The organism is Halomicrobium sp. HArcht3-1 (assembly GCF_058933345.1).
Genome location: NZ_JBZYDM010000006.1, coordinates 60,678 through 83,274, shown reverse-complemented (window position 1 = coordinate 83,274; position 22,597 = coordinate 60,678). Strand labels below are relative to the sequence as shown.

The 22,597-nt window shown below is 63.0% G+C and carries 19 protein-coding genes; 15 read left to right on the top strand and 4 right to left on the bottom strand.

The window, feature by feature from the left end; genetic code table 11:
• Nucleotides 1-41: 41 nt before the first annotated feature.
• Nucleotides 42-1,211 (bottom strand): pyridoxal phosphate-dependent aminotransferase, encoded by a 1,170-nt coding sequence (locus AC5FRW_RS11695; RefSeq protein ID WP_493568640.1) that lies wholly within the window; start codon nucleotides 1,209-1,211, stop codon nucleotides 42-44.
• On the bottom strand, nucleotides 1,208-1,702 hold the full coding sequence (locus tag AC5FRW_RS11690) for an Lrp/AsnC family transcriptional regulator (RefSeq protein ID WP_493568639.1): 495 nt from the start codon (nucleotides 1,700-1,702) through the stop codon (nucleotides 1,208-1,210). The genes AC5FRW_RS11695 and AC5FRW_RS11690 overlap by 4 nt, the downstream gene beginning before the upstream one ends.
• Before the next feature lie 105 nt (nucleotides 1,703-1,807).
• Between AC5FRW_RS11690 and AC5FRW_RS11685 the strand changes: the two genes are divergently transcribed.
• The 7 genes from AC5FRW_RS11685 (at nucleotide 1,808) to AC5FRW_RS11655 (ending at nucleotide 10,273) form a co-directional block, all read left to right on the top strand.
• Entirely contained in the window at nucleotides 1,808-2,128 is a 321-nt protein-coding gene (locus AC5FRW_RS11685) for a hypothetical protein (RefSeq protein WP_493568638.1), read from the top strand.
• Nucleotides 2,129-2,212: 84 nt separating this feature from the next.
• Entirely contained in the window at nucleotides 2,213-2,803 is a 591-nt protein-coding gene (locus AC5FRW_RS11680; RefSeq protein ID WP_493568637.1) for a thioredoxin family protein, read from the top strand.
• Between the two features lie 39 nt (nucleotides 2,804-2,842).
• Entirely contained in the window at nucleotides 2,843-3,640 is a 798-nt protein-coding gene (locus AC5FRW_RS11675; RefSeq protein WP_493568636.1) for a BtpA/SgcQ family protein, read from the top strand.
• A 154-nt stretch (nucleotides 3,641-3,794) separates the two neighbouring features.
• On the top strand, nucleotides 3,795-4,460 hold the full coding sequence (locus AC5FRW_RS11670; protein WP_493568635.1) for an O-methyltransferase: 666 nt from the start codon (nucleotides 3,795-3,797) through the stop codon (nucleotides 4,458-4,460).
• Nucleotides 4,461-4,577: 117 nt separating this feature from the next.
• Nucleotides 4,578-5,180 (top strand): chemotaxis protein CheC, encoded by a 603-nt coding sequence (locus AC5FRW_RS11665; protein ID WP_493568634.1) that lies wholly within the window; start codon nucleotides 4,578-4,580, stop codon nucleotides 5,178-5,180.
• Nucleotides 5,181-5,357: 177 nt separating this feature from the next.
• Nucleotides 5,358-6,512 carry an acyl-CoA dehydrogenase family protein gene (locus AC5FRW_RS11660; protein WP_493568633.1) on the top strand — a complete coding sequence of 385 codons (1,155 nt, stop codon included), beginning with the start codon at nucleotides 5,358-5,360 and terminating at the stop codon, nucleotides 6,510-6,512.
• Nucleotides 6,513-6,883: 371 nt separating this feature from the next.
• The gene (locus AC5FRW_RS11655) at nucleotides 6,884-10,273 is read left to right on the top strand and encodes an Ig-like domain-containing protein (protein WP_493568632.1); all 3,390 of its coding nucleotides are present in this window, start codon (nucleotides 6,884-6,886) and stop codon (nucleotides 10,271-10,273) included.
• A 17-nt stretch (nucleotides 10,274-10,290) separates the two neighbouring features.
• Here AC5FRW_RS11655 and AC5FRW_RS11650 read toward each other — a convergent pair whose 3' ends face one another.
• Complete coding sequence (locus AC5FRW_RS11650; RefSeq protein WP_493568631.1) at nucleotides 10,291-11,010, bottom strand: DICT sensory domain-containing protein; 720 nt, start codon at nucleotides 11,008-11,010, stop codon at nucleotides 10,291-10,293.
• Between the two features lie 239 nt (nucleotides 11,011-11,249).
• Between AC5FRW_RS11650 and AC5FRW_RS11645 the strand changes: the two genes are divergently transcribed.
• From AC5FRW_RS11645 to acs, 8 genes are all read left to right on the top strand, one after another.
• A complete protein-coding gene (locus tag AC5FRW_RS11645) occupies nucleotides 11,250-13,151 on the top strand; it encodes a 2-oxoacid:acceptor oxidoreductase subunit alpha (protein ID WP_493568630.1) in 1,902 nt (633 codons plus the stop codon).
• A 3-nt stretch (nucleotides 13,152-13,154) separates the two neighbouring features.
• Nucleotides 13,155-14,093, top strand: coding sequence for a thiamine pyrophosphate-dependent enzyme (locus AC5FRW_RS11640; protein WP_493568629.1), 939 nt, complete (start codon nucleotides 13,155-13,157; stop codon nucleotides 14,091-14,093).
• Between the two features lie 85 nt (nucleotides 14,094-14,178).
• Nucleotides 14,179-14,607: an HTH-type transcriptional regulator LrpA1 gene (gene lrpA1 / locus AC5FRW_RS11635; RefSeq protein WP_493568628.1), complete on the top strand. Its 429-nt coding sequence runs from the start codon at nucleotides 14,179-14,181 to the stop codon at nucleotides 14,605-14,607.
• A gap of 118 nt (nucleotides 14,608-14,725) precedes the next feature.
• Nucleotides 14,726-16,213: a DHH family phosphoesterase gene (locus AC5FRW_RS11630; protein ID WP_493568627.1), complete on the top strand. Its 1,488-nt coding sequence runs from the start codon at nucleotides 14,726-14,728 to the stop codon at nucleotides 16,211-16,213.
• 74 nt (nucleotides 16,214-16,287) lie between these two features.
• On the top strand, nucleotides 16,288-17,151 hold the full coding sequence (locus AC5FRW_RS11625; protein WP_493568626.1) for a CBS domain-containing protein: 864 nt from the start codon (nucleotides 16,288-16,290) through the stop codon (nucleotides 17,149-17,151).
• Nucleotides 17,152-17,230: 79 nt separating this feature from the next.
• On the top strand, nucleotides 17,231-18,934 hold the full coding sequence (locus AC5FRW_RS11620) for a methylmalonyl-CoA mutase family protein (protein ID WP_493568625.1): 1,704 nt from the start codon (nucleotides 17,231-17,233) through the stop codon (nucleotides 18,932-18,934).
• A gap of 56 nt (nucleotides 18,935-18,990) precedes the next feature.
• The gene (locus AC5FRW_RS11615; RefSeq protein ID WP_493568624.1) at nucleotides 18,991-19,842 is read left to right on the top strand and encodes a DUF7847 domain-containing protein; all 852 of its coding nucleotides are present in this window, start codon (nucleotides 18,991-18,993) and stop codon (nucleotides 19,840-19,842) included.
• Nucleotides 19,843-20,154: 312 nt separating this feature from the next.
• Nucleotides 20,155-22,152, top strand: a complete 1,998-nt coding sequence (gene acs, locus AC5FRW_RS11610) for an acetate--CoA ligase (protein ID WP_493568623.1) — start codon at nucleotides 20,155-20,157, stop codon at nucleotides 22,150-22,152.
• A 9-nt stretch (nucleotides 22,153-22,161) separates the two neighbouring features.
• Here acs and AC5FRW_RS11605 read toward each other — a convergent pair whose 3' ends face one another.
• Nucleotides 22,162-22,425, bottom strand: coding sequence for a DUF7520 family protein (locus tag AC5FRW_RS11605; protein ID WP_493568622.1), 264 nt, complete (start codon nucleotides 22,423-22,425; stop codon nucleotides 22,162-22,164).
• Nucleotides 22,426-22,597: the final 172 nt, after the last annotated feature.

Sequence of the window (22,597 nt, the reverse complement as noted above, 5' to 3'; positions counted from 1 at the left end):
AAAGCTTTACGCCATCATCGGCGTCGTCCAGTACGTTCGGCTTACTGGGTCGTCGTCGCGTCCTGTTCGGCGAGGAACGCTTCGATCCGGTCCATCGCCTCTTTCAGTTCGCTCATGCCGGTCGCATACGACACCCGGAGATGGTCGTCGCCACCGACGCCGAAGGCAGAGCCGGGCACGACCGCGACGCCCTTCGCTTCAAGTAGCGCCTCGGCGAACGCGTCTGCGTCGTCCCACGGACACTTCGGGAAGGCGTAGAACGCCCCTTTCGCCGGGAAGCAATCGATGCCCATCTCCTCGAACCGCGAGAGGACGAACTGCCGGCGGCGGTCGTACTGCTCGCACATCTCGGCGACCTCGTCGCCGCAGTTGTCAAGCGCCTCGATGGCGGCGTACTGCGGGGTCGTCGGGGCCGACAGCATCGTGTACTGGTGGACCCGGTTCATCGGCGTGATCGCCTCCGGCGGCGCGAGCGCGTAGCCCAGTCGCAGGCCGGTCATCGCGTAGGCCTTCGAGAAGCCGTTGAACACGACCGTGCGCTCGCGCATCCCCGGCAGCGTCGCGATGGAGGTGTGCTCGTGCTCGTAGGACAGTTCCGAGTAGATTTCGTCTGAGAACACCAGCAGGTCGTGTTCCCGGGCGAACTCGGCGATCGGTTCGAGTTCCTCGCCGGTCATCGTCGCCCCGGTGGGATTGTTCGGGTAACACATGACGAGCGCGTCGGCGTCGGCCGCGCCACTCTCCTCTAGCACCTCGCGAGTCAGTTTGAAGTCGTCTTCGACGCGCGTGGGCACGTCGACGACCTCGCCACCGGCGAAGGTGACGCCCGGCACGTACGAGACGTAACACGGCTGGGCGATCGCGACCCGGTCGCCCGGGTTGAGGAGCGCTCGGAAGGCGAGGTCGACACCCTCGCTCGCGCCTGTCGTCACCAGGATCTCTTCGTCCGGGTCGTAATCGAGGTCGTACCGCTCGCGCACGTCGTCGGCGATCCGCTCTCGGAGTTCGCGCTTGCCACGGTTGGCGGTGTAGGAGGTCTTGCCCTGTTCGAGCGACGTGATCGCGGCCTCACGGGCATGCCACGGCGTCGAGAAGTCCGGTTCCCCGACGCCAAGCGAGATTATGTCGTCCATCTCCTCGGCCAGTTCGAAGAACCGGCGGATGCCCGACGGCGGCACCTGGTCGACGCGGTCTGCCGGCTCGAACGTCATGGTGAGATCGAGAGTCGGTCGTCCTCGGACCCATCACCGAACTCGATGCCCTGTTCCTTGTACGACTCCATGATGTAGTGGGTCACCGTCTGGGTGATCTCCGGAATCGGTGCGACCTTGTCGCTGATGAAGTGCGACACTTCGCTCATCGAGTCGCCTTCGACCAGCATGTCGAAGTCGTAGTCGCCGCTAATCAGGCGTAGCGACCGGACTTCGGGGAACTTGGCGATCCGGTCGGCGATGTCCGAATAGCTGGTCTCGCGATCCAGCGTGACGTTCAGTTCCACCGTCGCCCGGATCGGCTCGTCGCCGCCGTCGACGGCCCCCCAGTCCACGATGGCGGTGTAGCCCATGATCACGCCCTCGCTTTCGAGGTCGTCGATGGTCGTCTCGACTTCGGCCTCGCTCAGCCCGGTCTGGCGAGCGATGTCTTCGGTCGTGTAGCGGGCGTTCTCGCGAAGGACCGCCAGTACGTCGCCACGGTTGCTCATACCTACACCCACTCCGGCGCAGACTAAAGCGTTGCTACCCTCTGGTTCCCCCTCACACACCGCCGCGGTGTACACGCTTAACTCGGTCCGGTACTACCCTGGGGTATGCACGACCGCGACAGTGGGAACTCCGCTTGGCACGTGATCGCCGACCACGACGACGCCGCGGCGGTGGTCGACACGCTCCTCGAACTCGACGCTGACGAGACGTTCACGAAGACCGAACTGAGCGACCGGACGGGTGTGGCGCTGAAGTCGCTCTACCTGAACGGCACCCTCGATGCGATCTGTGATCTCGGCCTCTTGACGAAGCACGAACGCGACGGTCAGGATCCGGTGTACTCGGTCGCGGCCGACAGCGAGGCGTTCGCGGCGGCCGAGGCGTTCGGAACACTGGCGACCCCGACACCGACGGACGGACTCTGAGGCCAGAGAACAGGGCCACGTGACAGTCCCAGCGACGGCGTCGCTCCGAGGATTCATACGCGACCGGACCGAACCCGGCAGGTGATGGTCGCACTCGACTCCGAAGCCGACGTACTCCAGCGTGGCGACGCAGCACCGAACTTCGAACTACCCGGGACGGACGGCGAGACGTACACGCTCGAAGACTTCGCCGACGACGAGGCTCTGCTCGTGGTCTTCACGTGCAACCACTGCCCGTACGCGAAGGCCAAGTTCGACGAACTGAACCGCCTCGCCGACGAGTACGACGAGGTCTCCGTCGTCGGGATCAGCGCCAACGACCCCGCGGAGTACCCCGACGACTCCTTCGAGCGCATGCAGGAGCTGGTCGCCGACGGCGCCATCGACTACGACGCCTACCTCTTCGACGAGTCACAGGACGTGGCGGCGGCCTACGGTGCTCGCTGTACGCCCGATCCGTACCTCTTCGAGAGCGACGACAGCACCTTCCGGCTGGCCTACCACGGCCGGCTGGACGACGCGACCAACCCCGACGACGAACCGACCGAGCGCGAGATGAAAGCCCACATCGAGACGCTACTGGCCGGTGAGGAGATCACGACCGAGGACAAGCCATCGCGTGGTTGCTCGATCAAGTGGAAACCCGGCAACGAACCGGACTACTGGGACGCCTAGCCCGTCGTTCTTTTTTCGGAGCCAGTCGAACCACTGTCTATGACTGACCGCTCGCTCTCCGAGATTCGTCCCCTGATCGGAATGATTCATCTGCCGGCACTCCCCGGCACACCGGGCTTTCAGGACCGCGAGACGATCCGCGAGCACGCGCTGGCTGACGCCCGCTCGCTCGACGACGTGGGTGTCGACGCCGTGCTCGTCGAGAACTTCGGCGATGCGCCGTTCTACCCCGACGACGTGCCCGCCCACGTCGTCGCAGAGATGACCGCCGTCACGGGCGCAGTCACCAACGCCGTCTCCTGCCCGGTCGGGGTCAACGTCCTCCGCAACGATGCCGAGGCAGCGGTCTCGGTCGCTGCGGCCGCTGGTGCCGACTTCGTCCGCGTGAACGTCCACACCGGCGCGCGCCTGACCGATCAGGGCATCGTCGAAGGACAGGCCCACGAGACGGTGCGCCTGCGCGAGCGCATCGACGCCGATGTCGCGATCCTCGCGGACGTGGCGGTCAAACACTCCGCGCCGCTCGCGTCGCGCGGCGTCGCCGAAATCGTCGCCGACACCATCGAGCGGGGTTACGCCGATGGACTCGTGGTCTCGGGGGCTGGAACCGGACGCGAGACAGACGCGCCCGACGTGGCGGCCGTCGCCGCCGCCAGAGATGCCGTCGATCCGTCGGTGCCGGTGTTCGTCGGGAGCGGCGTCACGGCCGAGACGGCCCCGTCGTTGCTCGCTGACGCGGACGGCCTGATCGTCGGCACGGCGCTGAAAGCCGACGGCGAGGTGACGAACCCGGTCGATCCCGACCGTGCCGCCGATCTCGTCGCGAGCGTCCGCTGATAGGGAGCATCGTCGTCGTTCATTGGTTCTCTCTCGGGAGAATCGAAAACCCGGGCCGGTCGAGCGGCTTGCTCTTTCCGACTGCTACGATGATCCCTGTGAGCAGTCTGCCGCTGCGACCACCATTTTAGCATCTGCCGTGCTACGTCCCGCTATGTCAGAAGATCCACTCCCCGACGTGACCGAGGAGTTCGCGCGAACGCTCGCCCCCGAGCGCGACGACGTGATCGAGGCGATGGACGAGCGGGCCGATCGCGAAGGATTCCCGACCGTCGGTCCCGCTGTCGGTGGCTGGCTCCGGCTGCTCGCTCGCGCCGTCGACGCCGAGCGCGTCTTCGAGTTCGGCTCTGGCTACGGCTACTCAGCGTACTGGGTCGCGCCGGCGATCCCAGCCGAGGGCGAGATCGTGCTGACCGAGATCGATCGGGACGAACTCGACGACGCCCGCGAGAACCTCGCTGCCGGTGGTTTTGCTGATCGAGCGCGATTCGAGCACGGCGACGCCATCGACACCGTCGGGGAGTACGGCGGACCGTTCGACCTCGTCCTGATCGACAACGAGAAAGACCGCTACGCCGAGGCGTTCGAGGCGGTCCGGGACAAAGTCACACCCGGTGGGATCGTCGCTGCCGACAACGCCATCGAAGCCGGGCCGCTCGATTTCGAGCACGTGCGCGCGCTGCTCGCGGGTGCGGAGGTCGACGCCAACGCGATGAGTCGCGGCATCGCCGACTACCTCGAAACCGTCCGCGACGATCCCGAGTTCGAGACCAGCCTCTTGCCGCTGGGTGAGGGGATGGCCGTCTCGATCCGGTGTTGACCGTTCTCACCGTCTGCCGAGACGCGCGGTTCGTTTCGTCCCATTCTCGTCTCCGAAAATCGGGGTGTATCACTTATATGGGAGGCCGGGTAACACCTGCGCAACGCTCGACTACTCATGAGTTTGATGATCGATATTCGGAAGCTGGGGTTGTTCAACAAGATGGCAAAGGAAGGCGGCAACACGGTCGCTAATCACCTGAGCCAGATGACGGGGATGCAAACGGAGATGGAGATCACCAAGATCAATTTCATCGACGTACCCGACATCAAGACCCACGTCGGCGACGAACGCCAGATCGGGATCTCGATCCGCATGGTCGAGCCACCACACGGCTACATCCTGTTCCTGTTCAACGCCGAGAACGCAAAGAAGCTCGCGAACGGCATGATCGGCGATATGGGCGAGACAAGCGACGACACGGAGGGCTTTACCGACATGGAGCGGTCGGCGATCCAAGAGATCGGGAACATCATGACCAGTGGCTTCATCGACGGGTGGGCGAACGTCCTCCAGACCACCATCGACATCTCGACACCCAACTTCACGTTCGGTCCCGGCAGCGGCATGGTCGACGAACTCGTCGGGGATCGAGAGAACGATATGGCCCTGATGTTCGACTCCCGCGTTCACGCACTCGAATCAGACATCAACGTCAAGGTGTACACGTTCCCCGAACTGGAGGAACTGGTCGAACTCATGCAAGAGATCGAAGTCTGAGAGCAGCGAGACGCCGAGACGACCTGTCTGGACGCCACCAATGTCATCGGAGTTCTCGGACGTTCCCCGACCGCCCGACGAATCCCAGTCGTGAGATCGCGAGGGGTATATCTTAAACTCTGTTAGTGTTTTGCGTTGTTCCACGACCTATTTGGTAACGGGGCACTTGGTAAGGGTATGGATCTGTTAGAAGAGACGGTCGTGCCCGAGGAGGCACGCGGGGTCAAGCAAGAAGCACGCGAGTTCGCCGAAGAGTACATCGAACCCAACGCCGCCGAGTACTACGAGAGTGGCGAGTATCCCGTCGAAATCCTCGAAGCGGGGATGGAGGCCGGACTGGTCGCACAGGACATCGGCGAGGAGTACGGCGGTCGCGGCCTGTCGCTCGAACAGGTACTAGCCATCGCAGAGGAGTTCTACAAGGCCGACGCCGGCATCGCACTGACCCTGCAGTTGGCGAGCTTCGGGGCCGAGATGCTGGAAGACCACGGCAACGAGGACCAGAAAGAAGAGTATCTCCGTCCGGTCGCCGAGAACGAACAGCTCACCGGTCTCGCCGTCTCGGAACCGGAGACTGGGAGTGACATGGCCGGGATGTCCACGACTGCCGACAAGGACGGTGACGAGTACGTCCTCAACGGTGAGAAGTACTGGATCGGGAACGGCGTCGAGGCCGACTGGGTGACCGTCTACGCCAAGACCGGTGACGATCCGGACAACCGCTACGGGAACTACTCGCTCTTTATCGTCCCGACGGACACCGACGGCTACGACGCAGAGCACATCCCCGAGAAGATGGGCTTCCGGGCCTCGAAACAGGCTCATATCGTCTTCGACGACTGCCGTGTTCCCGAGGAGAACCTCATCGGCGTCGAGGGTGCCGGCTTCTACATGCTCGCCGAGTTCTTCAATCACGGCCGGGTCATCGTCGCCGGGCACGGTCTCGGTCTCGCGGCCGCCGCCATCGAAGAGGCGTGGGAGTTCGTCCACGACCGCGAGGCCTTCGGCAAGTCCGTCGACGAGTTCCAGGCCGTCCAGCACAAGCTCGCCGACATGCGCACCGAGTTCGAGTCCGCCCGCGCGCTTACCTGGCGTGCCGCAGAGAAGGTCGCAACGCAGGATAACGCTGGCTTCTGGGCCGCGATGGCAAAGACGAAGGCGACCGAGGTGTCGACGGACTGTGCCGAGAAAGGGATGCAACTCCACGGTGGCCGTTCGGTGCTGACGGAGAACCGAATCTCTCGCGTGTATCGCGACGTGCGCATCCCCGTCATCTACGAGGGTGCCAACGACATTCAGCGCAACCTCATCTACAGCCAGACGCCGAAGTAGGGACGCCGCGAGGTCGGAGCGGTCCGACTGTGGCGTCCGTTTCTTCTAACTGACCGTGAACGGTCTCGAAGGCCAGCCGATAGCACGCTATGTGCGATAAACCGGCATCAAGAGCTTCTTTTCCCCACTTTCCGCATATATATTATCAAAACTAATTTATATCATTAGTAGTTCTGACAGGATAGAACTGGACAGCTACTCGGTGGTGGCTGATCGGATGGAGCACTCAGCGATTGCTCCAGAAGGTGGTCGACAATGCATCAGATTAACAGCAAATCGTCACAGCAGTCGACGGACGAGAGACAGTCGCATCGATACATCAGAACACGCACACGGTCGCCACGAAACGGATGGCTGCTCTGGAGGACACGATGACGGCAGCCAACACGAGCGGTCAGTCGCTCCGAGCGCTCTGGCTCGCCGTGGCCCTCATGGTCTCCGCGTGCTGTGCGACCGCCCCGCTCGTCGGGACCGCAGCAGCCGCGAACAGTCCGACAGCGCTCGAAGTCAGTGGCAACTCGGCCGTCACGCTCGACGAGGGCGCTACCCAGACCGTCGATATCACAGTCGAACTCACTGGTCTCAACGAGCAAGAGTCCGGTCAGCCGGTCTTCGTCTCGCTCGAATTCGACCAGCACGCAGCAGCTACCGAGGTCGGACAGATCGAGATCGCCGGTACTGGGTCGGTCGCGGGTGGTCCACTGGCTAGCAATGGTGACGTTCGTTTTGTCCTCAACAACACCAGTGGCCCGTACGATCCAGGCGTCGTGACGATCACGAACGTCACGATCGCAGCCGACGAAGTGACGTTCCCCGACGACGGTGCCGACCTCTCTGTGTCCGTCGCCGATACCGGTGGTAACGACACGGAAGCGACCGTCGAGAACGCCGTCACGATCAGCGAGACCTCGGACCCCGATGCGACGCCACAGTTCGTCGGCGCTCCCAACATCAGTGACGCGAGCGGTGATGGTGTCCTCGCTCCCGGTGAGAGCGTGACGGTCTCGACGACAGTCGGCCAACCGGTCCCAGTCAACTCCGCGACTGCGAACGTCTACAACCGCACTGGTGCCGACGAAGCCCTCGACGGCGACAAAACACCCGCCACGACCAATCTGACGATGGGGAAGTCGGGCATCGTATTCGGTGTCAGATTCGGCGAAGCACACGATGTCGACGCTATCGAGTACACGTTCGCCAGCGACCCACCCGAAGAAATGAACATCTTCGGCGACAACGGCCCGATGGTCGAGCCAGACGGCAGGACAGTTCGGGTCAACCGTAGCTTCGACGACACGAGCACGATCCAGTTCCTCGAACTCGCCGACTCGACACAGGGCCCGCTCTCGATCTCCGATGTGACGGTGTACAGCAACGGGACGGCCATCGACGAGGGGAACTGGTCTGCCTACTTTTACGAGAGCACGCGACACGAGATCGGATCGGCACTCGCCGACGAGAGTGCAAACTGGACCAGCCCAATCCCACTCGCCCACAACGACCATCGCGTCCATCTCAGACTCCTCGACGAACACGACCTGGTGGGTATCACACTGGAGCATCCGAACGGATCGTATCCCGAGACGGTCAGAGTTTCACCGACTGGCGAGGATTTCAGCGGGCCTTTCGAGCGGAACGTGACCGAACGCCGGAGTGTCCTGCAGTTCCCGGAGGATAACGCGAGCATCGTCAACGTGTACGATGGCGAGTCCGAGCGGACGACACCGTGGACGATCCACGACATCGCTGTGCTGTCGTCCGATACGCGAAACACCGACTCGGTACGGATAGACGGAAGCGAGTTCGGTGTCGGTACCGTCGAGGCACACCACACCGGCAACGGGACGTACACGGCGACGTTCACGCCGGACTACGAGAACATCTCGGACGGGGAGAAGCAGTTGAACGCCACTGTCACGGATGCGGATGGCGACACGCGGACGAAGCAGGTCTCGCCGATTCGAGTCGACACGTCGGTCCCGCGACTCGCCGAGGCACCCGTCGCCGAGGACGGTGACGGTGACGGGACGCTCACCGCCGACGAACGGCTACGCGTGCGTGGTGAGGTGGCTTCAGTCCCCGTCAAACCGAGCGAGATCCGAGCCGTGGGCGCAAACGTGACGAAAAACCGTGGCTACGTGACAAGCGACGGGGTGTGGGCCAGTGACACACCGGTCGGCCAGTCGAGAGTCCTCTTCCACGGGTTCCTCACGTCGAGCCAGCGCGTCGACACTGTCGAGGTGACCTTCGCGAGTGAGCCGCCCAAGTCACTACGGGTCCAGCACGGAACGACACAAGAGATCGTCACGCCGAAGAGTCGAACTGTCCGGGCGAACGTCTCTGGGGATGAATCGCCGTTCGTACTGCTCGATGACAAAGACGAGTCGAGCACCCACCGTCTACAAGTCTCGAATATCGATCTGTATCGGAACGGCTCGAAGATAGAGGAGTCGTGGGAGTACACAGGGTTCACGACTCGCGTCGAGAACAATGTCACGGACACGCTCTCCGTCTCGGACGGAGAGTGGCAGACACGAATGCCCCTCGCGTCGAACTACGCGTTCGTCGACATCGTTCTCGACGAGCGTCACCCGGTCACAGGCGTCCGTCTCGAGCAGGCACAGGGCAACTACTCGTCGAACAACACGATCAGGCTCCTCGAAACGGTCGACGAGAGTCCCTACATCGCCCACTGGGAGCGCAACGTAACGTCTCCCGAGTCGGAACTCTCCGTGCCGACGACACGTGCCGACAAGGTACAGGTGCAGACCACGCGTTCGGCGGTCGAGCGACCCTGGACAGTCGAACGGATTACGCCCCTGGTCGAGCCGACGGCCAGCACCACCTCGGTCACGGTCGATGCGTCCAGCCTCGGTGCTGGCACCGTCGACGCGACCGTCGACAACGGGTCGTTCGCGGCGACGATCCAGCCCGACCTCTCTGCTGTCGAGGACGGCAGCTACACCCTCCCAGTGACGGTCACTGACGACGCCGGCCGGACCCGGACCGTCGAGACGGCGATGGTCGTCGTTGACACGAGCGGGGAAACCGAGAGTGAGACGAGCGGGTCGAACACGGACAACAGTCCGAGCAGCGAGACCGGCGGCAACGATGACGGGGACGACGATTCCGGGGGATCGGCTGCACCGACTGGCGGTGTCGCCTCCTCGGGGATCACCGGCACGAACGTCGACATCGAAGTCGTCGACGTGGCACTGGCGAATCAGACGGTCGAACCCGACTCGGACGTTCTCGTCAATCTCACCGTCAAGAACGCCGGCAACGCCGACGGGAGCGAGACGGTCTTGATCACCGCCGGTGATCATCGCTGGACCACCGAGGTGTCAGTACCCTCGCGAGAGCGCAAGACGGTCAGCGTTCGACGGTCGCTCTCACAGACCGGATCGTACACGGTCGAGTCGGAGGGCGTCAGTGCCGGGACGCTCACCGTGTCGACATCGACGACGCCGACAGCGACGCCGGCATCGAACACGACTGCGACACCCGTGTCGACGGTCGAGTCGAGCGACACCGAGACCGCAACCGAGACGGTCGGCGACCGGACGGACACGGCGACCCAGTCGCCGACGGCGACCGATCGAACGACGCCCGAGAAGAGCGGGACGGAGACACTCGCCGAGGGTGGTGCGCAGGCACCGGCGACGACGGAGACGACGAGCGGGAGCGGGCCGCTGGGAGTGGTGCCAGCACTCGCGGCGCTGTCGGTGCTGTTCCTGACGCTCCGACGACGGCGAGAGTAGTAGCCACCGCCCGCTGCTTACTGTTCGACGAGTCCGTACGTCGAATCGAGGTGATCTGCGATCCAGTCGACCGTCCCCGGGTCGTACGTCCAGAAGCCGTAGAACTCACGCGGTGCGCGCTCTTCGGCGAGGAGTGCGCACTTCTGGCGGGCGTCGCCACCACCGTCGAAGACGACGAACCACGACTGCTCGATTTCGCTGGCTCGTTCGATGTGGAGTGTGAAGTGTTCGTGGTTGGGCGGTTCCTCGTCCGGAGTGGCATAGGCGTGGACGGCCAGTCCCTCCGCTCCGAGCGATTCGTACACGTCGAGTTCGCCCGTCAGCGTCGAGACGTACTGGAAGCCGGCGTGGAGGGTCCCCTGCCCCACTCGGAAGGCACGGTCTTCGATCTCGCGGGTGGCTGTCATCATTTGCTCGATACTCCAGGACGTAAACAGTGTCTCGTCGAGCTCGTCGAGGATCGGTCTGTACGGACTTGCCTCGACACCGATCGGTTCTGCCCGCCGGTCCAATCTCGCCTCGAAGGAATCGAGACTCGCCGCTGCGATCACGCCGTCGTCGTCGCTGAGGGTGACGAACTCGCCGGGCCGCCCGCTGACTGTCGCCTCGGTCACGACCGTGACGTTCCTGTCGGCGAAGTGGCGTCGAAGATCCGAGACGACCGAATCGTCCGCATTGAACACGGTAAGGCGCTTTTCGTGATCTTCAACCCCAGCGATGAGTTCCGAGAGCGACATCGATTACACTGAATACGGACTGGACAGTCTTAGGCATGTCCCACGCGGGTCGTCGAGACGAGGCAACATTCACCATCGTCTACTCTATGCTAGCTACCCACTTGGCGTCTCGAAATCGGACATTTGAGCGGTATCTACCATTCGTTCATGATTAATGGGGTGCGACGTAGTGGAAAATCTTTAGTCACGGCCCTCCAACGGTGAGTATACGGCTTCCCAACTGGGGCCGATGATTTCCCATGACAGATCAGGAACTAATCTGGCGAGTCGCAGGCGGTTCCGGTGACGGGATCGACTCGACGAGTCAAAACTTCGCAAAGGCCCTGATGCGCACGGGACTTGACGTGTTCACACACCGTCACTATCCCTCGCGCATTCGGGGCGGCCACACGTTCGTAGAGGTACGCGCGGGCGCCGAAGACGTGCGCTCGCGTGGCGACGGCTACAATTTCCTTCTCGCCCTCGGTGACTCCTTCGCACGGAACCCACAGGAAGAAGCGTACTACGGTAACGAAGAAGTCAAACCGCTCTCGGAGAACCTCCACGACCTCCGAGAGGGCGGCGTCATCGTCTACGACGAGGGACTGCTCGACGAGGACGCGATCGCCGAGATGAATCTGGAGGCACGTGCCGAGGAGAACGACTGGCACGTCTATCCGATCAACCTTCGCGAGATCGCTCGTGAGCACGGCCGTGAAGTCATGCGTAACACGGCCGGTGTTGCCGTCACGGCGGCACTGCTCGACACTGGCGTCTCCTTTTTCGAGGAGCTCATGGAAGAGAACATGTCCGGCGACATCCTCGACGCGAACCTCGCCGTCCTCGAAGACGCCTACGAGCGCGCACAGGAACTGGACCACACCCACGACCTGACGATGCCCGAAGCGGCGGACCACGACGACGAGCAGGTCCTGCTCTCCGGGTCCAACGCCATCGCGTACGGTGCCCTCGACGAGGGCTGTCGCTTCATCGCCGGCTACCCCATGACGCCGTGGACCGACGTGTTCACGATCATGTCCCAGAACCTGCCGAAGTTCGGCGGGATCTCGGAGCAGGTCGAAGACGAAATCGCCGCGGCCGCGCTGGCACTCGGTGCCAGCCACGCCGGCGTCAAGTCCATGTCCGGCTCCTCAGGCGGTGGCTTCGCGCTCATGAGCGAGCCGCTCGGTCTCGCCGAGATGACCGAGACGCCGGTCGTCCTCGTCGAAGCGATGCGCGCCGGTCCCTCGACCGGGATGCCGACAAAGCCCGAACAGGCCGACCTCGAACACGTCCTGTACACGAGTCAGGGCGACTCGGCCCGCGTCGTCTTCGCGCCCGCGAACATCCGCGAGTGCTACGACCAGACGCGTGCGGCGTTCCGCATCGCCTACGAGTACCAGATTCCGTCGATCGTCGTCTACGACCAGAAGCTCCAGGGAGAGCTTCGTAACGTCGACGAGAGCTTCTTCGACCGCGAGCCAAACGCCGATCCCGGCTCCGTCCTCACCGAAGAGGAGATCGCCGAGGCCGCACACCACTCCTCCGGGAAGTTCCAGCGCTTCCAGCACGAACCGGAAGACGGCTCGAACGTCAGCCCGCGCTCGGTGCCCGGCCAGAAGGACGGTCGCTACCTCGCGACCGGGAACGAACACTCCCCCGAAGGCCACATCAGCGAGGATCCGGACAACCGGATCGCGCAGATGAACCGTCGCTTGGACAAACTCGACGACATCCGCGCGGACCTCGACGAGAACGCCTCCCACCAGACCTACCACGGTCCCGAGGACGCCGACTACGGCATCCTCGTGTGGGGCAGCCATCAGGACACCGTCTTCGAGGCCGTCGATCGGCTCAACGACGACGGTCACTCCGTCAAGGCACTGGGCGTCTCCGACATGATGCCCTACCCCGTCGAGGAAGTCTCGGAGTGGCTCGAATCCGTCGACGAGGCGCTCGTCGTCGAGATGAACGCCAGCGCACAGTTCCGCGGCCTCACCCAGAAGGAGATCGGCCGCTTCGGTCCGAAACTCTCCAGCCTGCTCAAGTACAACGGGAACCCGTTCGAACCGGCAGAGATCGTCGAGGGCTTCGAGACCAGCATCAACGGCGAAGACCTCGCCGCGACGAACATGAAATACCTCCCAGCGGCAGGTGACTAAGCAATGAGTGCATTCTCAGCAATCGGAGAAGAACGCGAAATCGACCGCGACGAGTTTACACCCGGCATCGAACCACAGGCAACGTGGTGTCCCGGCTGTGGTGACTTCGGTGTCCTGAAGGCGCTCAAACAGGCCATGCCGGAAGTCGGGAAGAACCCCGACGAGGTCGCTCTCTTTACGGGGATCGGCTGTTCCGGAAAGCTCAACAGCTACTTCAACAGCTACGGCTTCCACACGATCCACGGGCGCTCGCTGCCCGTCGCTCGTGCAGCCAAACTCGCGAACCCCGAGGTCGAAGTCATCGCCGCCGGCGGTGACGGTGACGGCTACGGGATCGGTGGCAACCACTTCATGCACACCGCCCGCGAGAACCACGATATGACGTACATCGTGTTCAACAACGAGATCTTCGGCCTCACGAAGGGCCAGACCTCGCCGACCTCCCCGAAGGGCCACAAGTCCAAGACCCAGCCCTCGGGGTCGGCCAAGTCGCCGATTCGCCCACTCAATCTGGCACTGACCTCAGGCGCGACCTACGTGGCCCGGACCGCGGCGGTCAATCCCAACCAGGCCAAGGAGATCATCACCGAAGCGATCGAACACGACGGCTTCGCACACGTCGACTTCCTGACCCAGTGCCCGACCTGGAACAAGGACGCGAAGCACTACGTCCCCTACACGGACATCCAGCAGTCCGACGACTACGACTTCGACACCTCGAACCGCGAAGAGGCAGCCCGGATGATGTTCGAGACAGAGAACAAACTCTACGAGGGCGAAGTCCTCACGGGACGCTACTACGTCGACGACGAGAGTCCGTCCTATCAGGAAGAGAAGATGGCGACCGGCGAGATGCCCGAGGAACCGCTCGCAGAGCGATACTTCGACGAGGAGTACCAGTGGGAGCGATCCGCTGACGAACTCCTCGAACACCACAAGTAACGCCGTTCGACGGCTCACACAGGGGGGTCGTCCCCCGGTTTGTGGATTCGGAAGGTATTTTTTCGTCCGCGGCAAAGAATCGTCCATGAGCGCGGAGTCCACGGAGCGCCGGATTCTCTCTGTCCTCGAGGACGACGCACAGGCTTCGTACGCGGAGATCGCAGAACGAGCCGATGTGTCCAAGCCGACGGTCAGAAAGTACATCAACAAACTCGAAGACGAGGGCGTGATCGTCGGCTACTCGGCCGACGTGAACCCGAAGAAACTATCCAGCCAGTCGATCGCACTGGTCGGGATGGACGTCGAAAGTGACTGCTACGTCGAGGTGACGCGAGAACTCACCGCGATCGACACCGTCGAGTCACTGTACACCTCCAGTGGCGACCACATGTTGATGGCAGAAGTCCGGGCATCCGACGGCGGCGAGGTTGGAACGATCATCGAAGACGAACTACTCTCGATCGAAGGGATCACCGCAGCACACCCATCCTTCCTGCAGGAGCGGCTGAAGTGATACGGGGTATTGTCGCCGTTTTCTCGGTCGACCGCACACAGTCGTGCGGTCGATCCGGTAACGATCTACGATACTCCGTATGAGTGGTTTTTAGGCGCTCCATCGCCCAGTCTCGGGTATGACTGCTCGCCTGGTGCTGGGGGCAGGACCGCTCGCGCGGTCACTGCTCGACGAACTCGCGGACGACCGTGGCGAGCTATGGGTGTTGACGGCGAACGAACACCGGGTCGACACGCTTCGCACCAGCGGAGCGTCGGTCGAACTGGGCGAACCGGGCGACCGGGCCGTCCTGTCGGCGCTCGATTTCACCCCCGAAACGATCTTCGTCGGGACCGACGACGGGGAGCGCAACGCGACGATTGCACAGACCGCCAGATCGGTGTTTCCCGAGGCGATGCTCGTCGTCTACAGCGGAGCCACCCCATCGAAAGCAGTGCTGAAGACGCTCGAAGTCGTCGCCGACCGCGTCGTCGATCCGGGCGCAGCGATCACGGACCACCTCTCCGAGCGTGTCGGCGACGAAGGCGTTCGCATCAGACAACTCCAGCGCGTGCTGCGCGACATCGGTGATCGGCTGGCGATCGTCATGCACGACAACCCAGACCCGGATGCCATCGCGAGTGGCGTGGCGCTTGCGCGTCTCGCAACGGGTGTCGGCTGCGAACCCGAACTGTGTTACTACGGCGAGATCACCCATCAGGAGAATCGAGCGTTCGTGAATCTACTGGACTTCGATCTGCAGAATTTCGATGCCGAGACCGATCTGTCGGTGTACGACGGGTTCGCACTGGTCGATCATTCCCGACCGGGTGTCAACGATCAGTTGCCCACGGACACGCCGATCGACATCGTCGTCGACCATCACCCGCCCCGGGCACCGATCGAAGCGCGGTTCGTCGATCTGCGCTCGGACGTCGGAGCGACCAGCACGCTGCTGGTCGACTACCTCCGACGGTTCGACTCACTGCTCGACGAGGCCGTCGCCACCGGCTTGCTGTTCGGTATCAGCGTCGACACACAGGAGTTCAGGCGCGAGGTCTCACCGGACGACTTCGAGGCGGCGGCGTACCTGTTGCCCTACGCGAACCTCGATCTGCTCCAGCGGATCGAAGACCCGAGTATGAGCGCCGACACCCTCGAAACGATCAGTCGCGCGATCCAGTACCGCCGACAGGAAGGGTCGGTGCTGCTGAGTTGTGTCGGCGAGTTACAGGACCGGGACGCACTCGCACAGGCAGCCGACAGGCTGCTCGATCTGCAGGGAGTCAACTCGACGCTCGTCTACGGCGTCAAGGACGGAACGATCTACGCGTCGGCCCGCGCACGGGGGGCCGGGGTCGATCTGGGTGAGGTCCTTCGGGAGGCGTTCGGACAGATCGGTAGCGCGGGCGGCCACGCCGACATGGCCGGCGCACAGATCACACTCGGCGTACTCGATTCGATCGAGGACCGCGACGAGTCGCTGCACGAGGTGGTGCGGGCCGTCGTCGACGACCGATTCCTCGATGCTCTCCAGTCCCGGCCGAATCGCCTCCTGAGTAACGTCTACACAGCCCCGGGCTACGAGACGGCCGACGAGTACGCCGACACCGAAACCGACGAGTGACGGACCGACGTGCCGTCCCGGAACGACGGTGAACGCGCCGGGGCCTTTTTCTCCCGGCGCCGTCTCCAGTCAGTATGGAAGCGGACGGCGAACCACGTGTTCAGGAGTACATGACCAGTGAGGTGGCGACGGTGTCGCCCGACGACACGGTCGAAGACGTGGCCAGACGGATCGCCGAGAGCGACGAGTACAGTGGCTTTCCGGTGTGTGAGGGCCGGCGCGTCGAAGGGTTCGTCAGCGCCCGAGACCTGTTGCTGGCCGAAGATCACGAACCGATGTTTCGGGTGATGAGCGACGACATCCTCGTCGCCCACCCCGAGATGGCCGTTCAGGACGCGGCCCGCGTCATCCTCCGGTCGGGAATCCAGAAACTGCCGGTCGTGGACGACGCCGGTCACCTCGTAGGGATCATCTCGAACGCGGACGTGATTCGCTCACAGATCGAGCGGGCCACACCGAGTAAAGTCGACAAACTCACGCGGACGCTCGAATCGATCCACGAGATATCCGCCCGCGAGGAGCGCCGCGAGGTCGATATCTCGGATCTGATCCCCACACAGGGGACCGTCTACGCGGACGAACTCGAAGGGCGGACCTACGAACTCAGGCGCGGACTGGCCGAGCCACTGGTCGTCATCGACAACGGCGGCACGAATCCGTCCCAGGCGACCGTCACCGAGTTCGCCGATGCGGACCTTCCGGAGTACCCCCACAAGCTCTTGCTCGCCGACGGCCACCACCGGGTCAAGGCGGCCGAGCGACTCGGTGTCGCATCGATGGACGCCTACGTGATCGTGCTCGACGAACCGGTCGACCTCGGAATGGCGAAGACGGCCGACGCGGAGGACCTGTCCTCGATCACCGACATCGAAGTCGTCGACTACGCACGGCATCCACTGGTCGAGACCACTGAGCGTCTACAGGGCGAAGAGGAGTAGCGCACGGCCGAGAAGCGTCGACCGGCATTGCGAGACCACCGTGCAAGACTTATTGTCACATACTACCAACTAGCACGGTATGTACGACGAGACCGATCTCGCGGCCATTCGCAAGGCAAAATCGACGTGGGAAGACGAGACGCTCGACTCGGTGCTCGATGCCTACGGCGAACGTGCCGAGCGGTTCGCGACGGTCTCGAACCACGAGGTCGACCGGCTGTACACACCACTGGATGTGGCCGATCTGGACTACGAATCGGATCTTGGCTTCCCCGGCGAGGAACCGTACACCCGTGGTGTCTATCCGACGATGTACCGCGGTCGCCAGTGGACGATGCGCCAGTTCGCCGGGTTCGGGTCCGCCCGAGAGACCAACGAACGATTTCACTACCTCATCGACGAGGGACAGACAGGCCTGTCGACGGCCTTCGACATGCCGACGCTGATGGGGATCGACTCCGACGATCGGATGGCAGCAGGCGAGGTCGGGAAAGAGGGTGTCGCCGTCGACACGCTGCGTGACATGGAGATTCTCTTCGACGGCATCGACCTCGCCGAGGTGTCGACGAGCTTCACGATCAACCCCAGCGCGCCAGTGGTCTACGCGATGTACGTCGCACTCGCGGACCAGCGCGGTGTCGACCGCGCGAAGCTCCGGGGCACCCTGCAGAACGACATGTTCAAGGAGTTCATCGCGCAGAAGGAATGGGTCGTCCCACCGGAGCCGTCACTGCGTCTCGTCACTGACGTGATCGAGTTCGCGACCCAGCAAACGCCGAAGTTCAAGCCCGTCTCGGTGTCGGGCTATCACATCCGCGAAGCCGGCTCGACTGCGGCCCAGGAGCTGGCCTTTACGCTCGCCGACGGCTTTGCCTACGTCGAGGACTGTCTCGACCGCGGACTCGACATCGACACGTTCGCGCCTCAGCTATCCTTCTTTTTCAACTCCCACAACGCAATCTTCGAGGAGGTCGCGAAGTTCCGGGCCGCACGGCGGATCTACGCCCGGATCATGGACGAGTGGTACGACGCCGAGGCCGACGCAGCCAAACAGCTGAAGTTCCACACCCAGACCGCCGGCCAGTCTCTCACTGCCCAGCAACCGCTCAACAACGTCGTCCGCGTGACGATTCAGGCGCTGGCCGGGGTGCTGGGCGGGACACAGAGCCTCCATACGAACAGTTTCGACGAGGCACTGGCCCTGCCCAGCGAGGATGCGGTCCGGGTCGCGCTCCGGACCCAGCAGATCATCGCCGAGGAGTCGGGCGCGGCCGACATCGTCGACCCGCTGGGCGGGAGTTTCGCCGTCGAAGCGCTGACCGACGAGATCGAAGCCGAGGCGATGGCGTACATCGAGCACGTTCGAGACGACCTCGGCGATGGGTCGATGCGCGCGGGCGTGCTCGCAGGTATCGAGCAGGGGTATTTCCAGCGCGAGATTCAGGACGCAGCCTACGAGTACCAACAGCGGGTCGAAGACGACGAGGAGACCGTCGTCGGTGTCAACGCATACACCGTCGAAGAAGAGACGGAACCGGAGCTACTGACAGTCGACGATGCAGTGCAGGAGCAACAACGTGACCGTCTCGACGCGGTCCGGGCCGAGCGGAACGACGAGGCGGTCGAGGCGGCGCTGTCGACGGTTCGAGATGCGGCCGTCGGCGGTACCAACGTGATGCCTGCCATCGTCGAGGCGGTGAAAGTCCACGCCACGATGGGTGAGATCATGGGCGTGTTCGAAGACGTGTTCGGGACCTATCGGGAAGAGATCGGCGCCGTGTGAACACGACCTATCACACATTCAGAACGTTTATTTTACATCGTTGATTTCCGCCATATATGAGACCTGTTAGCGCCTTCTCCAGTGGGATCGAGACGCTCAAGCGCAATCCGGTGATCTTCGCGGTCCTGTTCGCGTTCTCTCTGATCAGTACCGGCACCACGGCCGCCCAGATGCTCCATCCGTTGTTGGTCTATCTCTCGACGGGTGTGGTCTATCTTGGACTCCCGTTCCTCGTCGGCGGGCTGATCGCGATGATCGGAGAAGGGTCGACTGGGACGGCATCGGTCGATCAGTTCGTCAGTGGCGGGAAATCGAACTACCTCGGTCTGCTGATCGGGGGGCTGTTGCTTGTTGTCGGCACCGCTATTTTCTCGTTCGTCGCGGGCATGGTCTTCGTCTTCGTCACCACGGTAGTCGTCGGAATCGGGCTAACGGGTGAACCCGGGGCCATTCAGTTCGTGATCGTCACAGCGCTCGGACTCGCCACTACCTTCGTTGTATTGATTCCGCTGTTTGTCTGGCAGTTCTTCCCAGCGGCGATGGTGATCAGCGGTGACGGCGTCAGCGACTCGTTCCACCGAAGCGCCAAACTCGTTCGTTCGGAGTTTCGCTCTATCGTCGGTTTCGACGCCCTCGCGTTCGCGATCAGCGTCGTGGCACAGCTACCGACGCTGTGGCTGTACTACACGGCGTTCTCCGGCGAGACGAGCCTGATGGAGGCCCAGAACGGTGGCGTGACCATCTTCGATCTGCTCTCGACCACTGAGCTGGTGGTGTTCCTCGGGTGGAGTCTGATCGCCGGGACCCTCGTCGGCTCCGTGCTGTACACCTACTACGTGGAGTTCTACGACGAACTCTCGTCGAGCCATCGCCGGCACGCACACGAAGGGAGTGTGGGTGAGGCGTAGGCGACGCCGTTACTATCCCGGTCAGCGGCTATCCCGAATCCGCCCGCTCGGCCGATAGTCTCGAACGGTCCCACCGAAACGGTCGTCTCCCGGAACTGGCGCAACGGTTCGATCCAGTTCGATGCATGAACCAGCAAATATCGCCTTTTATTCCCAGCAGTGTTTCAGTATAGTGACCACATAGCGGCGAGTACGCTCGTCCACACCCCGTTCGGTGCTATGAAACCACGTGCCATTGATCATACAAATCATGTCGATTGGGATAAATTAATACGATTCCGCTGTGAGTCCCCCTATGAGGTATCTTTAATCATGTCAGACGACGGCCCCGAACTCGAGGCCCGGTTGACGGAACAAGAATATTTCCGTCCACCGACCGATTTTGTCGGACAGGCCAACGTCACCGATCCGGAGATTCACGATCGGTTCGACGAGAACTATCCGGAGGCGTTCGAAGAATACGCGGAATTGCTCGACTGGGACGAGCACTGGGATCAGGTACTCGACGCCTCGAACCCGCCGTTCTACGGGTGGTTCACGGGTGGGAAGCTCAACGCCTCCTACAACTGCATCGACCGGCATCTCGACGAGCGCAAGAACCAAGCGGCGCTGATCTGGGAAGGAACAGACGCCGACGAGAGCGAGACGATCACGTATCAGGATCTGTACAACCGCGTCAACGAGATGGCCGCCTCGCTGAAGGACGTGGGCGTCCGCGAGGACGACGTGGTGACCTGCCACCTCCCGATGTTGCCCTCGCTGCCAGTCACGATGCTCGCCTGCGCGCGCATCGGGGCACCTCACTCCGAGGTGTTCGCCGGCTTCTCGGCACAGGCACTCGCCGACCGGATCGACGACGCAGACAGTGACGTCGTCGTCACCTGCGATGGCTACTACCGCCGTGGCGAGTTCCTCAACCACAAAGAAAAGTGCGACGAGGCGCTCGAACTCGCCGAGACCGATGTCGACACGGTCCTGCTGTGGACGCGCGAAGACGAACTCGCCGACGACGTGGAGATCGGTGAGGACGACCCCTACGTGCTCGTCGACGATCTCCTCGCCGAGAACGAGCGCGCCAAGGTCGACCCCGTCTCCCGGGACGCCGAAGACCCTCTTTTCCTGATGTACACCTCCGGGACGACCGGCCAGCCCAAGGGCTGCCAGCACCGGACCGGTGGCTATCTCGCGTACGCGACGGCGACCTCGAAGAACGTGCTGGACATCAAGCCCGAAGACACCTACTGGTGTGCCGCTGACATCGGCTGGATCACGGGCCACAGCTACATCGTCTACGGCCCCCTCGCGCTCGGGACGACGAGCGTGATGTACGAGGACACGCCAGATCACCCCCACAAGGGCCGGATATGGGAGATCGCAGAGCGCTACGACGTGGACATCTTCCACACGTCGCCGACGGCAGTGCGGATGTTCATGAAGTGGGGCGAGGAGTACGTGCAGGACTACGACTTCGACTTCCGCCACATGACGACCGTCGGCGAACCGATCCAGCCCGAAGCGTGGCTGTGGTACTACAAGTATATCGGCGACGAGGACGCCGCCATCGTCGACACCTGGTGGCAGACTGAAACTGGGGGCCACCTCATCACGAACCTCCCGGCACTCGACGACATGAAGCCCGGTTCCGCCGGCAAGGCCGTTCCGGGCGTCCAGCCGGCGATCTACGACGACAACGGCGACCCGATCGAATCCGCATCCGGGCGCGCCGGGAACCTCGTCATCGAGAAGCCGTGGCCCGGCATGCTCCAGACGGTCTATGGCAACGACGAACGGTTCATCGAGGAGTACTGGCAGGACTTCTCCGATACCGACTCCAACGACATGGACGACTGGGTGTACAAGGCCGGCGACGGTGCCGTCCACGCACAGGACGGCTACTACCGCGTGCTGGGCCGCCTCGACGACGTGATGAACGTCGCAGGCCACCGACTGGGCACGATGGAACTCGAATCCGCCGTCGCAGAGGTCGAAGACGTGGCCGAGGCCGCCGTCGCCTCGCGTGAAGACGCAGAGAAAGGCGAAGTGCCAGACGTGTACGTCGTCGTCCGCGAAGGCATCGAGGAGAGCGACGAGGTCCGCGACCGGATCGTCGCGGCCGTCGAAGACGAGATCGGTAAGTTCGCTCGTCCGGCCAACGTGATCTTCTGTGACGACCTGCCCAAGACCCGCTCGGGCAAGATCATGCGCCGTATTCTGGAGAACATCTCCAACGACGAAGAGCTGGGCAACACCACGACGCTGCGCGACCCAAGCGTCCCCGAGCAGATCCGCGATCAGGTCCAGAGCGACTAACCGCTCGCGCTACTCTCTTTTCGCCGCGTCGTCGAAATTGTTCGCCACGTAGACGACGAGCGCCAGTAACACGCCCAGCCCCAGCCCGATCGTCACCATACCGAAGACGGCGACGCCGGCCGGCGTCGGTGGCAACACGAACACGCCAAACAGGACTGGCTCCAGTGGCTGATCGGTCGCCCATCCGAGAACGTAGCCCATCACGCCGGTCAGCGCGACGATGACGAGATAGAGCCTGACGACGAGTCGGTTCCCCTGAAAGGTCTCGCTCACGTGCTTACTCGGGCACGATCCGATTAGCCTTTTTCGTTCGAGTCCGAACTTCAGCCATGGCCGAAAAGGACTTGCTCTTTCTCGTGCTGGCCGGTATCGCCTCGCTGATGTTCATCACCGGGATCGTCCTCGTGGCCGGTGGACTGTAGTCACACCGTTCGAGCGAGCGTCG

Bases quoted from the DNA above. Each gene is read 5' to 3' on its own strand.
- AC5FRW_RS11660 (WP_493568633.1), top strand. From the start codon at position 5,358: ATGGATCTGTTAGAAGAGACGGTCGTGCCCGAGGAGGCACGCGGGGTC.
- AC5FRW_RS11655 (WP_493568632.1), top strand. From the start codon at position 6,884: ATGACGGCAGCCAACACGAGCGGTCAGTCGCTCCGAGCGCTCTGGCTC.
- AC5FRW_RS11690 (WP_493568639.1), bottom strand. From the start codon at position 1,702: ATGAGCAACCGTGGCGACGTACTGGCGGTCCTTCGCGAGAACGCCCGC.
- AC5FRW_RS11695 (WP_493568640.1), bottom strand. From the start codon at position 1,211: ATGACGTTCGAGCCGGCAGACCGCGTCGACCAGGTGCCGCCGTCGGGC.
- acs (WP_493568623.1), top strand. From the start codon at position 20,155: ATGTCAGACGACGGCCCCGAACTCGAGGCCCGGTTGACGGAACAAGAA.
- AC5FRW_RS11665 (WP_493568634.1), top strand. From the start codon at position 4,578: ATGAGTTTGATGATCGATATTCGGAAGCTGGGGTTGTTCAACAAGATG.
- AC5FRW_RS11675 (WP_493568636.1), top strand. From the start codon at position 2,843: ATGACTGACCGCTCGCTCTCCGAGATTCGTCCCCTGATCGGAATGATT.
- AC5FRW_RS11680 (WP_493568637.1), top strand. From the start codon at position 2,213: ATGGTCGCACTCGACTCCGAAGCCGACGTACTCCAGCGTGGCGACGCA.
- AC5FRW_RS11670 (WP_493568635.1), top strand. From the start codon at position 3,795: ATGTCAGAAGATCCACTCCCCGACGTGACCGAGGAGTTCGCGCGAACG.
- lrpA1 (WP_493568628.1), top strand. From the start codon at position 14,179: ATGAGCGCGGAGTCCACGGAGCGCCGGATTCTCTCTGTCCTCGAGGAC.
- AC5FRW_RS11650 (WP_493568631.1), bottom strand. From the start codon at position 11,010: ATGTCGCTCTCGGAACTCATCGCTGGGGTTGAAGATCACGAAAAGCGC.
- AC5FRW_RS11645 (WP_493568630.1), top strand. From the start codon at position 11,250: ATGACAGATCAGGAACTAATCTGGCGAGTCGCAGGCGGTTCCGGTGAC.
- AC5FRW_RS11685 (WP_493568638.1), top strand. From the start codon at position 1,808: ATGCACGACCGCGACAGTGGGAACTCCGCTTGGCACGTGATCGCCGAC.
- AC5FRW_RS11625 (WP_493568626.1), top strand. From the start codon at position 16,288: ATGGAAGCGGACGGCGAACCACGTGTTCAGGAGTACATGACCAGTGAG.
- AC5FRW_RS11620 (WP_493568625.1), top strand. From the start codon at position 17,231: ATGTACGACGAGACCGATCTCGCGGCCATTCGCAAGGCAAAATCGACG.
- AC5FRW_RS11640 (WP_493568629.1), top strand. From the start codon at position 13,155: ATGAGTGCATTCTCAGCAATCGGAGAAGAACGCGAAATCGACCGCGAC.
- AC5FRW_RS11615 (WP_493568624.1), top strand. From the start codon at position 18,991: ATGAGACCTGTTAGCGCCTTCTCCAGTGGGATCGAGACGCTCAAGCGC.
- AC5FRW_RS11630 (WP_493568627.1), top strand. From the start codon at position 14,726: ATGACTGCTCGCCTGGTGCTGGGGGCAGGACCGCTCGCGCGGTCACTG.